Here is a 14,089-nt window from a genome sequence, read left to right on the forward strand (position 1 = left end):
CGCGGACACCGGAACGGTACCGGCACGCGCGCCGATCCGCGATGGCAACCCTGTGGCTAGCGACTCAATCGAGACCGGCGAACAGGTCGTGCTCGAATCCGTCGGCGCCCACCTGGCCACGAGTGCCGCGCACCAGCCTGAAATGTTCCTCCGGCAGCACCGGCAGCGCGATGTTGTTCGACAGAGCGAATTCCCGGCCACTCGGCGCGACGGTGACCTGGGTGGCGTGCGCGCGCATGGCGGCACGCTTGGCCGAGACCGCGTCGGAGACGTCGACCACGGTGGTCACCCCGCTCGTCGACATGGCGGCCAGTTCCGCCTCGACCGGCAGACGCCAGCCCGCGGGCAGCGCGCCGGGCAGTTCATCGACCGTGCGGCGAGCCAGCGCGGCGGTGTGCTGGCGCAGCAGGTCGCCGTCGGTGACGGTCCAGTAGAACTTGGGGACGTCCCAGCCCTGATCGGCAGCGGCCGCGACCGCCGCGGTGGTGATCTCGTGCGCGCGGATGTGGTCGGGATGGCCGTAGCCGCCGCGCGGGTCGTAGGTGACGACGACCCGGGGCCGCAGTTCGAGGATCACCGCCACGAGCGCGTCGACGGCGGCGTCACCGGAATTCACGAAGGCCCGTGGGTTCGCCGCCGACGGCGTGCCTGCCATGCCGGAATCGCGCCACCGGCCGGGGCCGCCGAGGAACCACGGCTCGCCCGCATCGAGGGCCGACAGCGCGGCGGTGAGTTCGCCGATGCGGTATCCGCCGAGCTGGTCGGCTTCGGCGGCGATCAGGCGCGACCACCGTTCACCGATGACCTCACCCTCCTCACCGAGCGTGCAGGTCACCACGGTCACCGGGACACCACGGCGGCGGTAGTGCGCGATAGTGCCGCCCGTGGTGAGGGTTTCGTCATCGGGGTGGGCGTGGACCAGGAGCAGGCCGCCGGTCTCGGTCATGGGATCCTCCGCCACTGTGCTGTATCACCGAAGATGCCGACCTGGATGGCGCCCGACAGCGACACACCGTCGACGCGCGGACCGGCCGCCGCGACGACGTTGTCCTGCACGATCGGCAACACGGTCGCCAGTTCCCACAACCGTGGCTCGGATTCGGCCAGGATCCGCGGCACCTCGAACCCCCGCAGCGCTTCGTCGATCGAGGGTTGCAGGGTCGGATCACACACACCGCCGATATTGCTGGGCGCCTTGCGATACGCCTCGGCCGCGGCCAACGCGGGACCTTCGGCGCCGGCCGGCTCGACGGGCGGGCAGCCGTAGCGTGAGGCGAGCGCGGTGGCGGGGTCGCCGCCCGCGAGCTCCCAGCCGACGATGGCGTCGATCGAGGATTCGGTGAGGTCCTTGCCGTACAGCTCATCGGCGGCCAGGCCGCGAACGGTGGCATCGATACCGGCACTGCGCAATTGGTCGGCGGCGGTGTTGGCGACGGCCAGCGCCGACGCGTCCTCGGTGACGGCGCCGATCCGCACCGACAGCCCCTTGCCGTTGCGCGCCACCGAGCGCGGGCGCGGCGCGGGCGAGGTGGGCGAACCGGTCTGCTGCGCCTCCGGTGCGCGGCCGAAGCCCGCCTCCGCCAGCAGCGCGAACGCTTCGTCGGCGGTCATCCGCGGCGGCGCGGTGGGCACATAGCCGGGACTCGACGGCGAAAGCACTTGGGCGCGTGCGGGTTCCACCCAACCGCCGGTCTGCGCGCCGACGGTCGCCAGCAGGGCGGGGTCGAGCAGCGCGAGCACCGCTTTGCGGACCCGCACATCGGCGAGATCGCCGGAACGGCCGTTGAGCGCGAGTTGCAGTTCGCGGGCCTGCGGCATGATCGTGGTCCGCACCGACGGGATCGCGGCCAGTTGCGCCTGGGTCGCCACGCCGCCGTGCACGAGCGCCATCTGCGCGTCGCCGGTGCGCAACGATTCGGCCAGCTGCGAGGGTGTGCCGCCGCGACGGAACTGGATCTGATCCGGGGAGGCCGGGGTGCCCCAGAAGCGGTCGTTGCGTTCGAGCAGGATCTCGTCGCGTCCGCGATCGACCGATTTGATGGTGAAATTGCCGCCCGAGACCGGGATCTTGTCGACCAGCCCGCTGGTGAACCCACCCGGCGAGTCCTTCACCAGGTGCGAGGGCAGCAGATTCGAGAACAGTTCACGCCAGGCCGGATAGGGCTGGGTCATGGTGACCGTCACCGTCTTGCCGCCCCCCGAGGACGCCACATCGGAGATGAGCCGGTAGCCGGCCGGGTCCACCACGCCGGGCTGGCTGATCATCTGCTGCCAGAGGAACCGGAAGTCCTCGGCGGCGATCGGAGCGCCATCGGACCAATTGGCCTGATTACGCAGGGTGTAGGTGATGGTGAACGGCTCCTGGGCCGTCACATCGGCCGACACGATCAGCGAGGTGTCGGGCACCCAGTCGACCAGACCGGGATGCACGGGGCTCGGCGCGGCGCGGAACGGGCTCGGCAGCACCATCGAACTCACCGCGCTGGTCACCGGCGACTGATCCGAGCGCAGATGCGGGTTGAACCCGATCCCGATGTCGTCGATCGCGACGACGACGGTGTTCTTGCCCGGCTTGGCCTGGGTGGTCTTGGGAGAGTCGGAGGACTCGATCGGCGGTGGCGGATTCGCCGTGCAACCGGCCACGACCGCCGTCGAGGCAATCATCGCCAGCACCATCGCACGCCACCCTGCGCGCCGCCCCAGACTCACCTTGCGCACTCTACCCAACCCCTCCATCCACTGCCGTCCGGCCGATATCAGGCCAACGAAAAGGCGTCGGCCGGGTCCGTTTCCGGTACCCGGCCGACGCCGTTCGACACTACTGCCGACTAGTTCGCGGCGGCCTTGTCGCGAGCCTTGCGACGCGACAGGTCGCGGGCCCGCTCGTTGGCGCCCAGCACCAGCTTGCGCACGCGGACCACCTCGGGGGTGACCTCCACGCACTCGTCCTCGGTGCAGAACTCCATCGCCAGCTCGAGGTCGAGCTGCAACGGCTTGGCCATGGTCTCGAAGGTGTCCGCGTTGGCGCTGCGCATGTTGGTCAGCTTCTTCTCGCGGGTCACGTTGATATCGAGATCCTCGGCACGCGGGTTGATGCCCACGACCATGCCCTCGTAGGTGTCAGCACCCGGCTCGACGAAGAACTGACCACGGTCGGCCAGCTGGATCATCGCGAACGGGGTGACGGTGCCCGCGCGGTCGGACACCAGCGAACCGGTGTGGCGAGCGCGGATCTCACCGGCCCACGGGGCGTAACCGTGGGCGACGGCGTTGGCGATGCCGGTGCCGCGGGTCTCGGTGAGGAACACGGTGCGGAAGCCGATCAGGCCACGCGAGGGGACGATGAACTCCATGCGCACCCAGCCGGCGGCGTGGTTGCTCATCTGCACCATCTTGCCCTTGCGGGCGGCCAGCAGCTGAGTGATCGCGCCCAGGTACTCGTCGGGGCAGTCGATGGTCAGCTCTTCGAACGGCTCGTGGGTCTTGCCGTCGACCTGCTTGGTGACCACCTGCGGCTTACCGACGGTGAGCTCGAAGCCCTCACGGCGCATCTGCTCGACCAGGATGGCCAGCGCCAGCTCACCACGACCCTGCACCTCCCAGGCGTCGGGACGGCCGATGTCGAGCACGCGCAGCGAGACGTTACCGATGAGCTCGGAATCCAGGCGCGACTTGAGCATGCGGGCGGTGAGCTTGTGGCCCTGCACCCGGCCGACCAGCGGCGAGGTGTTGGTGCCGATGACCACCGAGATGGCGGGCTCGTCGACGGTGATGCGCGGCAGCGCGACCGGGTTCTCCGGATCGGCGAGGGTGTCGCCGATCATGATGTCGGGGATACCGGCGATGGCGACGATGTCACCGGCCTCGGCGACCTCGCCGGGCTGACGCTCGACACCGATCGTCTGGAGCAGCTCGGTGATCTTGACCGTCTTGGCGCCGTCGGCGTTGATCCAGGTGACGTTCTGACCCTTGCGCAGCTCGCCCGCGTAGATGCGGACCAGGGCAAGACGGCCGAGGAACGCCGACGCGTCGAGGTTGGTGACGTGAGCCTGCAGCGGCGCGTCCTTGTTGCTCTTCGGCGCCGGGATGTAGTCCATCAGCACCTCGAACAGGGCGTCGAGGTTCTCGGCGTCGGGTGCGGAACCGTTTTCCGGCTCGACCTTCGACGCCTTGCCCTCACGGCCGGAGGCGTAGAGCACCGGCAGATCCAGCGCGAGCTCGGCGGCTTCGGCGGCCTCGTCGTCGAGGTCGGAGGCCAGGTCGAGCAGCAAGTCGTGCGACTCGGAGACGACCTCGGCGATGCGGGCGTCCGGGCGGTCGGTCTTGTTGACGACCAGGATCACCGGCAGCTTCGCCGCCAGCGCCTTGCGCAGCACGAAACGGGTCTGGGGCAGCGGGCCCTCGGACGCGTCGACGAGCAGCACGACGCCGTCGACCATGGACAGGCCGCGCTCGACCTCGCCACCGAAGTCGGCGTGGCCGGGGGTGTCGATCACGTTGATGACGGTGAGAGAACCGTCGGGGTTATGGCGATGGACGGCGGTGTTCTTCGCGAGAATGGTGATGCCCTTCTCGCGCTCGAGATCGCCGGAGTCCATGACTCGGTCGACCAGTTCGGCTCGCTCAGCGAACGCGCCCGACTGACGAAGCATGGCGTCCACCAGCGTCGTCTTGCCGTGGTCGACGTGGGCCACGATGGCGACGTTGCGAAAATCGCGTGAAGACGACACGCCTCAATCCTCCTGCTGTTGATGTATTTGGCGCGCATTCATCTGGCATCGCGGCCTGTTACACCCTACCGGTACCTTCGCCGCGACCTCGTGTCAGGCTTTGTACTTAGGTTACGCTAACTCCCATGGGCAAGGTGAAGGCGAAGAAGGTCTCGAGCCTGAAGCCGAAGAAAAAGTGCTGCAGGAAGAAGACGCGCTGCTTCAAATGCCCCGTCGTCATCATGCGGATGAAGAAGGCCGAGGCCGCCGGAACATGCGGTAAAGATCTCAAAAAGGCGTTGAAGCTGGCGCGCGCCAAGTAGGCGGAGGGGTACAACCGAAGTATGGGTACTCCGTTGCTCTCCGCCCCCGAACTCACCATCGCACTGGCCACTCTTCCGGAGTGGTCACGCGACGGTGACGCGATCACCCGCACCGTGCAGGCACCGAGTTTCCTCGCCGGCATCGAGACGGTCCGCAAGGTCGCCACCGCGGCCGAGGCTGCCGATCATCATCCCGATATCGATATCCGTTGGCGCACACTGCGTTTCACGCTGAGTACGCATTCGGCGGGTGGGCTCACCGCGCTCGATACGGCGATGGCGCACACCATCGACGACCTCGTCGGCTGAGCGTCAGCTCGCGGGCACCTCGGCCGTGCGACGGCCGGGGAGTTGAGCGCGCAAGGTCTCGCGACCGCGCCAGATCAGCCAGCCGAGCAGTACGAACACGCCGATCACGTCGACCGCGCCGAGCCAGGCCAGCGGCCACGGGCGCGGGATAGTCCAGATCGTCGGCTGCGCGAACGAGAGCACCCACGGCACGCCCACCAACATCGTCAGCACCCAGAACCCGGCGATGATCCGCGCCACCCGCTCGTCTCGCAGCGGCCCATAGAGCAGCCACAGCGCGGTCGGGATCAGCCAGACCCAGTGGTGCGACCAGGAGATCGGCGAGATCATCAGCCCGAACAGCTGCACCAGCACCAGGGTGCCGAGCCGGTCGTCGGGGCCGAGGGTGCGCCACGCGCAGAACGCCAGCACCGCCGTGACCGCTACCGCGGCCAGCCACCACGGCCCGGACTGCACGTCGTAACCCAGGATGCGGCTCAGCGCGCCGCGCAGCGACTGGTTCCACACCGAGCCGACGGGGCCGATCCGGTCCGCATCGCCGAGCAAGGTGCCGAAATAACGCTTCGCCTCGTGGGCATTGATGAGAAAGCTCACAGCGACGGTCAGCCCGAAGGCCCCCGCCGACCACAGCACCGTCGCCCAGCGCCGCTGCGCCACGAAGTACAGACCGGTGATGGCCGGGGTCAGCTTGATGCCGGCGATCACGCCGACGAGGGTGCCCGAGATCCACCACCGCGCACTGCGCACGGCCAGCATCGCGCCGAGCACCAGGAACACATTGACCTGGCCGTAGTCGATCGTGGTCCGCACCGGCTCCAGCCAGACGCCGAGCGCGGTCCAGCCGACGGCCGCGGTGATCCACGGCGTCTGCTTCGCCTTCGCCGCACCGAGGAGCAGTTCGAAGCTGATCCGGATCACGCCGTAGAGCGCGGCCACCGTGGCCAGCATCCAGCCGACCGCCACCAGCGTGAACGGCAGATAGTGCAGCGGGAAGAACACCAGCGCCGCGAACGGTGGATAGGTGAACGGCAGCGGGAAGTCCGGCGTCACCTCGGAGTAGGTGAAGTCGTAGAGCCGATCGGTGAGCAGCGAGGCCGAGCCGTCGACGTACACGTGCAGATCGACGACATTGAGCCCGTTCGGGGCGAAGAGCATCCAGGCCAGCCTGGCGAGCACGGACAGTCCGAGCAGCGCGAGAGCCCATCGGAGGTGTCGGTTCAAGGCCAGGCTTTCGGTCGGATGGGTGGCGTCGCGCGCCATTTCGCGGTGCTCCGCTACTTTAACCAGGCGGCCGCGAGCCACCGGCGGCCACCGGCCACCCCGACACCATGGATAACATTTGCATCAACATCCCCAGGTGTAACACCGGTCAGGGCTAGCGTCGATGAACATGGTTTCGGCCGGTGATCCGCTCAGGGCCCGGCGGCTGTACAACACGGCAGCGTTGTCCTTAGAGTGACCCCCGACATGTTGGGGTCGACAACCCTCGCCCATCGCAAAACCGAGGTAAGGACGGCTAGACAAGTGCTTCGTAGCCGAGGATCGCGGATCGCAACGACCGCTCTCGCCATCGCGGCAGGCGCCATGCTCGCCGCGCCTGCATCTATCGCCGCGCCCGCGCCAGCCCCACAGGCGGCGCCGATCAGCGTCCCGATGGTGCCGGAAGGCGTCCCTGTCGACGCGCTAGCCGCCTTCGCCCCCGCCGTGGCGGGCCTGGTCGCAGGCCCCGCCGACGTCGCCAGCCCGCAGACCGCCCTGCTCGATCAGGCGCGCGTACTGCTGGCCACGCTGAACCTGCCGCCCGCCATCAAGGCCACCCTCGAGCGGATCATCACCTTCCTCGACGGCAGCGGCGGCGGCGGTCCCGAGCTCCCGCAGGACGGCCCGGCCATCGCGCAGTTCCTGTACCCGACGATCGGCAAGGGCTGCATCGGTGACGGCGCCGATTCGGTCGGCACCGCGCTCGCGGTCGCCGGTCCGGCACAGCTGCCCCCGCCCGGCCCCGCCGCCGGACAGGCCGGTTTCGTATTCACCGCGCTCGGCACCAAGGCCCCGACCGGCGAGCAGAACCCGCCGATGACGGTGCAGTGGCTCAACCTCGACACCCGTCAGTCCGCGATCCAGACGCTGACCGACGAGGCCAAGATCAACCCCGGCGGTCCGGCCACCCTGTCGGCGATCGCGAACACCGGCCACGGCCGCGTGGTCGCGGTGATCTCGGGTTCGCTCACCACCGCCGCCGAGGGCGCCGCACCGCGCACCTGCACGTTCATGCCCACCCTCGGCTTCTTCACCGTCTAGGTGCTCCCCCGCCTCCCCGCGACTTCAGGCCAGACCTGAGCTGCGGGGAGGTTTGCGTTGGCGGCCAGACCATGGTTGTGGCTCGGTGAGCCCGTACCCGGTGATTTACCCATGTGCTTACGTTGCTCTGTGCTCGCGCAGGGTTCCCGCTGGATGAGCGGTGTGGTAGACCGAGACGATGGCGACCACGCATGGTTCTTCCCGGAATGTTCGGTCGAGCCGGAGCAGCCGCTCGATTCTCTCGTATCGATCCGAGGGGTCGATCCTGTCGATCGGATCGGCCTATTCGGTGTTGTCGATCGGCAGTGTCGGATCGGTGCTGTCCATCGGCTCGATCGGGTCGTTCGGGTCCGCGATCTCCTCGCTGTCGTTCGCCAGCGTCGGGTCGGCGCTGTCGGGTCTGTCGCGGTGGTCGCTGATGTCGTGGCTCGGGAACCATTCCGCACCCGACACCAGGGCGCCGCTGTGCGTGATGCCCGACGATGAGCCCGACCTGCGTCACGGGTCGACGTGCCACTGCCAGACTTAACTCACCACTGGCCGTAGTCCTCGGCCAGCACCCGGTTCAGATCGACACCGATGCCGTCGATCGCGCGCTTGTCGATCTCGAATTGGTGCAGATGCGCGGAGTCGTGCACGAATCCGCGCTCGGTGCCCCAATTGTGCTGCCAGAACCAGGAACCCAGGCCCGCGTCGAGTGCGCGGTCGATGGTCGGCGCGTTGGCGTAGATGCCGACGAGTTCTGGTCCGAGCACCGACTGCCAGCCCTCGATATAGGGCGCGATCATCTCCTCGAACTCCTCGTCGGAGGGGTTGTCGTCGATGGAGGCGTAGATCGGCGCGGTATCGGGTCCGCCCGCGGCGGTGTGGATGGCCCAGCCGCGTTCGGCGTGTTCCTTGCCCGCTTCGAGGCCACCGCGCCAGTCGGCCGTCGGGCCCTTGCCGAACTGGTAGTTCGACACGATCGACAGGCCGTGCGTCCACAGATCCTCGACCTCGGCGGCGAGCAGCGGTTTCCCTTCCATCCACTCCGCGCCGGGCCTGCGCTCGGAGACGTAGCGGATGACGCCGATATGTCCTTCGGCCGCGATCGACGCGGCGGAGGGAACCCCCGCGGCGTAGTCGACCATGGTGCCGAAGGATTGGGCGCGGGCAGGTGCGGCGGCGAGGCCGGCACCGATCGTGGCCGCGGCGGCGGCCAGCCCGAAGAACTTCCGCCGGGTCACCGGAACAGAACGCATCGCAGGACTCCTTCGCGCAACCCGACCTTCAACCGGTAAGCGAACCCGGCGCGCCTTCCCCGAATCTCGCGCGCCGGGAGTCTAGAACGTGCGACTCATTGCACCACAACCCCAGGGGAACCGCCAGAACCAATGGCAACATTCGCCCCACGAGTCACACGAGTCAGGTCGCGCCGTCGATCGCCGCGCCCACATCGATGGTGCGCGCGGTCGGATCGGCCAGTTCGGTGCTGACCACCGCGACGACCTGCGCCATGACCTGCTTCTTGATCCCGGCCAGTCGGCCGAGGGTGGCCGCCCGCAGGCCCTTCGCGGTGAATTCCATCGAGATGTCCTCGAGCGCGGGCGGCGGCACCTCGATCACGATCTGGAGCGGCTCGGCGGCCCTTGCCGTGAGCACGAGCGGAATCTCCAGGTCGGCACGGTAGTGGTTGGCCTTGAGCACGTCGACGGTGATGTCGAGCCCCACCGGCAGCGTCATATCGAAGACTCGCAGGTCACCCGGCTCACCGAGGCCACGGTCGATCACCCGTGGCTGCTCGATCGCCCCGCGCACGGTCACCGTGGCCGCGCCGCGCGGACCCTCGGACAGGGGTCCCACCTCGATCTCGCCGCCCGCCATCTGGCCGACCACGCCGTGCACGCGATCCCTGGTGACGATGGTGGTGAAGAAGCGCAGACCGAACTCGCGGTAGTCGATCCAGTCGAAGACGGTGTCGTTGCGATGCGGTGAGCGGTAGCCGTCCAGGATCGCCTCGATGTCGAACACGCGCTCCGAACGGACCTTCGGATCGCCCACGATGGCGTTGACCCGGTTGGCGACCTCGCGCTGCACCAGGCCCGCGATCGGGTCGAGCAGCATCTCCCACGCACCGTCGATGGCCTCGGCGCGCAACGTGAAGCTGACATCCTTGGCCGTCACCGGGGCGACATCGATCAAGACCAGCAGCGGAGCGGCGGTGCGGGCGTGCAGCGTGAGCCCGATCTCCACCACGGCGGCCAAGCGCAGTTTGCGTCCGCCGAGAACCAGGTTCACGGCCAGGGTCAGCGGGATCCGCACGCCGAAGCTCAGCGCGTCACCGGGCGTGCGGGTGACCACGGGGGTGCCCAGCGTGCCCTCGGCGACGAAACCGGCCAATCCCGCGGGCCCGAGCGAGAACGGTCCGATCTTCACGCCACGCCCGGTCATTCCCGACACAGCGGCGGCGATGCGCTCCTCGGTCACCGCGTAGGTGACGAACCGTTCGCCGAAATCGGCGTACTCGATCCACATCGGGTCACGACGTGGCTCTCCGTCCACCTTCACACGCACATCGAACACGGTACGTGACGTCGGCGAACCCGCTGCTGGTGGCACAACTCCCCCGTCCTGCCGATGAGGGGGAAGCAGGACGGAGGAGCCGGCAACGGCGCTGCCGGGCGCCGCGAGTTCCATGGTACGGGCATCAGCGTGGTACCGCCGTCCAGGATCATCGCAGTTGTCTTGAGCGCCAATCGATTTCAGAATCGCCCGTAACCGACCAGATCGGCGGTTTCGGCCGGGGTGATGGTGCGTACCCGAACCCCGCCCAGCTCGTTGCCACCGATGGTGGTGATCGTGTCCCCCTCCGCCTTCAGCACGATGTTGGTGTGCTGACCGAGCGGGCTGTCGGGACCGTAGAGCACCACGTCGCCGGTGCGCGGGCGATAGCCGACGTCGGGGCGGGTGAATCGGCCGACCTGCTGGTAGTACTCCTGCAGCGTGTACACGCCGGGGATGCGCCAGGAACCGGAGTTCGGGTTCGCCAGCGGCCTGCCCGCCTCGCGCATCGTCCAGCTCACGAAGTCGGCGCACCAGGCCTCCTGGACGCCCTCGGCGTACTTCGGGCCGTCGCCGGGCTGCTCGTATTCACGGCGCAACACATCCACGAGCACGATCTGCTGCTCGTCGAGACGTTCGCTGTCGAGCGCGGGGAACTGATCACCCCAATCGTGCTGCCACCACACCAGTCCGACAGCGACGACCGTCGCCGCCGCCAGCATCCCGGAGATGCCGACGATCCAGGACGTGCGCCGTCCAGGTCGTTCGGTTCGAATCTGCGTCATCGCCCCCCGCTCTCGTTCATCCTTCTGACCTATTGGACGAATCACGAGCGCTTTCGGTTCCCGCTCACGTGTGTTTTCCGAAGCGGACGGGCGACCACCGGATGGACCCCTGCGCCACCCGGGTATCAGCCCGGCAATCGCTCTCGGCGCGCACCAGGAGCGCGCGCCGTCCCCTCCGGCGACAATCGTCCGCGCAGGGGTGGTGTCGAACACTTCCGCTCCGGAACACACTGGCCCGACCAGCACAAAGGCCGAAAATCGTCTTGGGCGCGGCGACCGGGCAGCCAGGCGGTCTCCCACTCGGCTGACATGAGTTTTTCGAAACCTTTACCCTCGGTCAAGCTAGACGACTGTCCCAATTTGTACCGGCGACCGAAACAGGAGTGCATTGTGGAAGACCCGAACGCGTCGATATCGCGGTACCTGCGCGAACGCCGCGAATCGTCGGGCCTGACCAGGGCGGCGCTCGGCGAGGCGGCGGGCATCTCGCCCGCTCTCATCCAGAAGATCGAACAGAGTACCCGCACACCGACATTGGAGGCGCTCACCGCGCTGTTCGACGCACTCGACGTGCCCGAGGTGTTTCGCGACCATCTGGTCTCGCTGTCGGTGGCACATCGCTACGACTCGCCGCCGTCGCTGGTCCGCCCGGCCGACCAGGTGCTGATCGACGGGATCACCCACCCGGCCAGCCTGCAACTGCATCCGGTCTACGAGGTCCTGGCCACCAATGCCGCGTGGCGGCTCGTCTTCCCCGGCCTGGAAACGGGCGCGTCGATGCTCGAATGGATGCTCCTCGATCCGCGCGCCAGAACGGCCATGGTCGACTGGGAGCAGCAAGTACACATGTGCGTCTACGGGTTTCGCGTGATGGGGCCGGGACTGGCGGCGCGGGCACGGATCGCCGAGATCGTCGACACGTGCGCGCAGGCTCCCGAATGGGAGAAGTTCTGGACCACCGAGCCCCCGGTCGCGCTCGGGCCCGACGGCCCGGTGGTGCAGCTGCGCGATCCGCGCACCGGCGCGCCGATGTCGATGGCGGTGCACTCCCTCGGCGCGGCCCTGGTGCCGCGCCGGGACTGGTCGCTGGTGGTGTACTCGCCGATCGCGGTCTGACTCAGTCGGCCTTCTTCTTGCCCATCGGGATGCACGTGGTCAGGGCGATCGCCGCGACCGCACCCGCCATCGCGATGAAGAACGCGGTGTGGAACGCCGACCGGGTCGGCACCATGTGCGGGCCCAGCTGCATGGTCATGTGGGCGAGCACGACACCCATCACCGCCGCCGAGGTCGAGGTGCCGATGGAACGCATCAGCGAGTTGAGGCCGTTGGCGGCGCCGGTCTCGTTCAGCGGCACCGCACCCATGATCAGCGCGGGCATGGCCGCGTAGGCCAGGCCGACGCCGCCCGCGACGATGACCGCCGACAGCATGATCTGCCACACGGCGTCCATCATCACGACCGCGCACAGGTAGCCGATACCGATCACCGCCGAGCCGAGTGCCAGCGTGAACTTCGGGCCCTTCTTCGCCGACAGCCGCGCCGAGACCGGCGAGAGCAGCATCATCACCAGACCGGTCGGCGCCATCGCCAGGCCCGCGACCACCATCGACAGACCGAAACCGTAGCCGGTCTGCTCGGGAGCCATCAGCAGCTGCGGGAACGTCAGTGACATGCCGTAGAGCGAGAAGCCGACCGCGATCGAGGCCATATTGGTGAACAGCACCCGTGGGCGGGCCGATACCCGCAGGTCGACGAGCGGCGCGGTGCGGCGCAGTTCATAGGCGCCCCAGCCCAGGAAACTCACCAGCGACAGACCGAACAGCGCGAGGATCGAGCCGCTGGCCCAGCCCCAGTCGGCGCCCTTGGTGATGCCGATCAGCAACGTGAGCAGGGCGATCGACAGCCCGATCGCGCCGCCGAAGTCGAAGCGTGAGGGCGTGCGTACCGGCGATTCCGGCACGAACACGAAAACCAGCACCGCGCACACCACACCGAGTCCGGCCGCGGTCCAGAACAGCATGTGCCAGTTCGCGTTCTGCGCGATCAGCGCCGAGAACGGCATGCCGACGGCACCGCCCACACCGAGGGTCGCACTCATCACGGCCATCGCGCCGCCGACCTTCTCGGGCGCGAGTTCGTCGCGCATGATGCTGATCCCCAGCGGGATCGCGCCCACCGCGATGCCCTGCAGGGACCGGCCGATCACCTCGGGCAGCAGCGAGCTCGCGGTCGCGCAGACCACCGAGCCGACGATCATGAACCCGAGATTGGTGACGAGAATGCGGCGCTTACCGAACATGTCGCCGAGTCGCCCGGCGATCGGCGTCGACACCGCGCCGGCCAGCAGGGTGGCGGTGACCACCCAGGAGGCATTGGACGCCGACGTGTTCAGCAGGGTCGGCAGCGACGGAATGATCGGGATGACCAGCGTCTGCATGAGCGAGACGACGATGCCGACCGTACTGAGCACCGCGATCAGCACGGCCGGGGCCGGACGTCGGGTTTCGGGGACGGCCGGTGCGGCCTCGGCGGTTACAGACACAAAATTGCACAGTACACAGCATGTGCATAGTACACAATTTGGTGCCGCGGTGACCCACACGACATAGTTGGCACATGTCCGATTCCGGCCCCGCCGACGACACCCCGTTCACCCGCCTGGTGTTCGAGCTGAACCTGATCTCGCGGCACTTCCCCACCACCACCCGCAGACGCCCCGGTTTCCTGCTGGACCGATCGGCGTTCCTCATCCTGACCCGGCTCGATCTCGGCGAGCCGCTGAGCCTGCGCGAGTTGTCGGAGGCCTTCCAGCTCGACATCTCCACCATCAACCGCCAGGTCGGCGCGATGCTGAAGCAGGAGCTGGTGCAACGGGTTCCCGATCCCGACGGCGGTGTCGCCCGCAAGATCAAGATGACGGCCGACGGCAAGGCCGCGCTCGAAGCCGACCGACGGCACCGCAGCAGCGATATCGGCAAGGTCGTCGCCGGCTGGGACGCCGACGATGTCACCGAGCTCAGCAGGCTGATGCGCAAGTTCAACCGGTCGGTCGAACAGCTGGAGGAAAACCCGTGGCCCAGACCGCCGCACAGCGACAGCTGAGCGCGCTAGGCTGCGC

General features: G+C 68.1%; 14 protein-coding genes. 6 read left to right on the plus strand and 8 right to left on the minus strand.

Going from position 1 to position 14,089, the window contains the following annotated elements; all coding sequences use genetic code 11:
• Window positions 1-64 precede the first annotated feature (64 nt).
• The 3 genes from mshB to typA all read right to left on the minus strand — a co-directional run bounded on the left by mshB (window position 65) and on the right by typA (window position 4,730).
• Window positions 65-946, minus strand: coding sequence for an N-acetyl-1-D-myo-inositol-2-amino-2-deoxy-alpha-D-glucopyranoside deacetylase (gene mshB / locus ACWF99_RS17315; protein WP_452536742.1), 882 nt, complete (start codon window positions 944-946; stop codon window positions 65-67).
• Complete coding sequence (locus ACWF99_RS17320) at window positions 943-2,676, minus strand: ABC transporter family substrate-binding protein (RefSeq protein ID WP_378638427.1); 1,734 nt, start codon at window positions 2,674-2,676, stop codon at window positions 943-945. Before ACWF99_RS17320 ends, mshB begins: the two co-directional genes overlap by 4 nt.
• Before the next feature lie 152 nt (window positions 2,677-2,828).
• Window positions 2,829-4,730 carry a translational GTPase TypA gene (typA, locus tag ACWF99_RS17325; RefSeq protein WP_358064503.1) on the minus strand — a complete coding sequence of 634 codons (1,902 nt, stop codon included), beginning with the start codon at window positions 4,728-4,730 and terminating at the stop codon, window positions 2,829-2,831.
• Window positions 4,731-4,855: 125 nt separating this feature from the next.
• Here typA and ACWF99_RS17330 point away from each other — a divergent pair, with 125 nt between their 5' ends.
• Both ACWF99_RS17330 and ACWF99_RS17335 read left to right on the plus strand, forming a co-directional pair.
• Window positions 4,856-5,032 carry a hypothetical protein gene (locus ACWF99_RS17330; protein ID WP_194826542.1) on the plus strand — a complete coding sequence of 59 codons (177 nt, stop codon included), beginning with the start codon at window positions 4,856-4,858 and terminating at the stop codon, window positions 5,030-5,032.
• 21 nt (window positions 5,033-5,053) lie between these two features.
• Window positions 5,054-5,341 carry a 4a-hydroxytetrahydrobiopterin dehydratase gene (locus tag ACWF99_RS17335; protein WP_452536744.1) on the plus strand — a complete coding sequence of 96 codons (288 nt, stop codon included), beginning with the start codon at window positions 5,054-5,056 and terminating at the stop codon, window positions 5,339-5,341.
• 3 nt (window positions 5,342-5,344) lie between these two features.
• Here the strand turns inward: ACWF99_RS17335 and ACWF99_RS17340 are convergent, their stop codons facing one another.
• Entirely contained in the window at window positions 5,345-6,601 is a 1,257-nt protein-coding gene (locus ACWF99_RS17340; protein WP_452536746.1) for a mannosyltransferase, read from the minus strand.
• A gap of 264 nt (window positions 6,602-6,865) precedes the next feature.
• Between ACWF99_RS17340 and ACWF99_RS17345 the strand changes: the two genes are divergently transcribed.
• Together ACWF99_RS17345 and ACWF99_RS17350 are read left to right on the plus strand one after the other, a co-directional pair.
• Window positions 6,866-7,642: an Rv1157c family protein gene (locus tag ACWF99_RS17345; protein WP_378638191.1), complete on the plus strand. Its 777-nt coding sequence runs from the start codon at window positions 6,866-6,868 to the stop codon at window positions 7,640-7,642.
• Between the two features lie 178 nt (window positions 7,643-7,820).
• Entirely contained in the window at window positions 7,821-8,171 is a 351-nt protein-coding gene (locus ACWF99_RS17350; protein WP_378638190.1) for a hypothetical protein, read from the plus strand.
• Between the two features lies 1 nt (window position 8,172).
• On the opposite strand, the gene ACWF99_RS17355 is transcribed toward ACWF99_RS17350, so the two are convergent.
• The 3 genes from ACWF99_RS17355 to ACWF99_RS17365 form a co-directional block, all read right to left on the minus strand.
• Window positions 8,173-8,883: a DUF1906 domain-containing protein gene (locus tag ACWF99_RS17355; protein WP_378652344.1), complete on the minus strand. Its 711-nt coding sequence runs from the start codon at window positions 8,881-8,883 to the stop codon at window positions 8,173-8,175.
• Window positions 8,884-9,046: 163 nt separating this feature from the next.
• On the minus strand, window positions 9,047-10,195 hold the full coding sequence (locus tag ACWF99_RS17360; protein WP_452536749.1) for a hypothetical protein: 1,149 nt from the start codon (window positions 10,193-10,195) through the stop codon (window positions 9,047-9,049).
• A gap of 188 nt (window positions 10,196-10,383) precedes the next feature.
• Window positions 10,384-10,968, minus strand: a complete 585-nt coding sequence (locus ACWF99_RS17365) for a CHAP domain-containing protein (protein ID WP_378638183.1) — start codon at window positions 10,966-10,968, stop codon at window positions 10,384-10,386.
• 390 nt (window positions 10,969-11,358) lie between these two features.
• Between ACWF99_RS17365 and ACWF99_RS17370 the strand changes: the two genes are divergently transcribed.
• On the plus strand, window positions 11,359-12,084 hold the full coding sequence (locus tag ACWF99_RS17370) for a helix-turn-helix domain-containing protein (protein ID WP_452536751.1): 726 nt from the start codon (window positions 11,359-11,361) through the stop codon (window positions 12,082-12,084).
• A gap of 1 nt (window position 12,085) precedes the next feature.
• Here the strand turns inward: ACWF99_RS17370 and ACWF99_RS17375 are convergent, their stop codons facing one another.
• Window positions 12,086-13,513: an MFS transporter gene (locus tag ACWF99_RS17375; RefSeq protein ID WP_378638178.1), complete on the minus strand. Its 1,428-nt coding sequence runs from the start codon at window positions 13,511-13,513 to the stop codon at window positions 12,086-12,088.
• 74 nt (window positions 13,514-13,587) lie between these two features.
• Between ACWF99_RS17375 and ACWF99_RS17380 the strand changes: the two genes are divergently transcribed.
• The gene (locus tag ACWF99_RS17380) at window positions 13,588-14,073 is read left to right on the plus strand and encodes a MarR family winged helix-turn-helix transcriptional regulator (protein WP_378638176.1); all 486 of its coding nucleotides are present in this window, start codon (window positions 13,588-13,590) and stop codon (window positions 14,071-14,073) included.
• Window positions 14,074-14,089: the final 16 nt, after the last annotated feature.

The organism is Nocardia sp. NPDC055002 (assembly GCF_053608825.1).

Coding starts and splice junctions, on each gene's coding strand:
- ACWF99_RS17355 (WP_378652344.1), bottom strand. CDS start 8,883: ATGCGTTCTGTTCCGGTGACCCGGCGGAAGTTCTTCGGGCTGGCCGCC.
- ACWF99_RS17380 (WP_378638176.1), top strand. CDS start 13,588: ATGTCCGATTCCGGCCCCGCCGACGACACCCCGTTCACCCGCCTGGTG.
- ACWF99_RS17330 (WP_194826542.1), top strand. CDS start 4,856: ATGGGCAAGGTGAAGGCGAAGAAGGTCTCGAGCCTGAAGCCGAAGAAA.
- ACWF99_RS17365 (WP_378638183.1), bottom strand. CDS start 10,968: ATGACGCAGATTCGAACCGAACGACCTGGACGGCGCACGTCCTGGATC.
- ACWF99_RS17350 (WP_378638190.1), top strand. CDS start 7,821: ATGGCGACCACGCATGGTTCTTCCCGGAATGTTCGGTCGAGCCGGAGC.
- ACWF99_RS17340 (WP_452536746.1), bottom strand. CDS start 6,601: ATGGCGCGCGACGCCACCCATCCGACCGAAAGCCTGGCCTTGAACCGA.
- mshB (WP_452536742.1), bottom strand. CDS start 946: ATGACCGAGACCGGCGGCCTGCTCCTGGTCCACGCCCACCCCGATGAC.
- ACWF99_RS17335 (WP_452536744.1), top strand. CDS start 5,054: ATGGGTACTCCGTTGCTCTCCGCCCCCGAACTCACCATCGCACTGGCC.
- ACWF99_RS17320 (WP_378638427.1), bottom strand. CDS start 2,676: ATGGTGCTGGCGATGATTGCCTCGACGGCGGTCGTGGCCGGTTGCACG.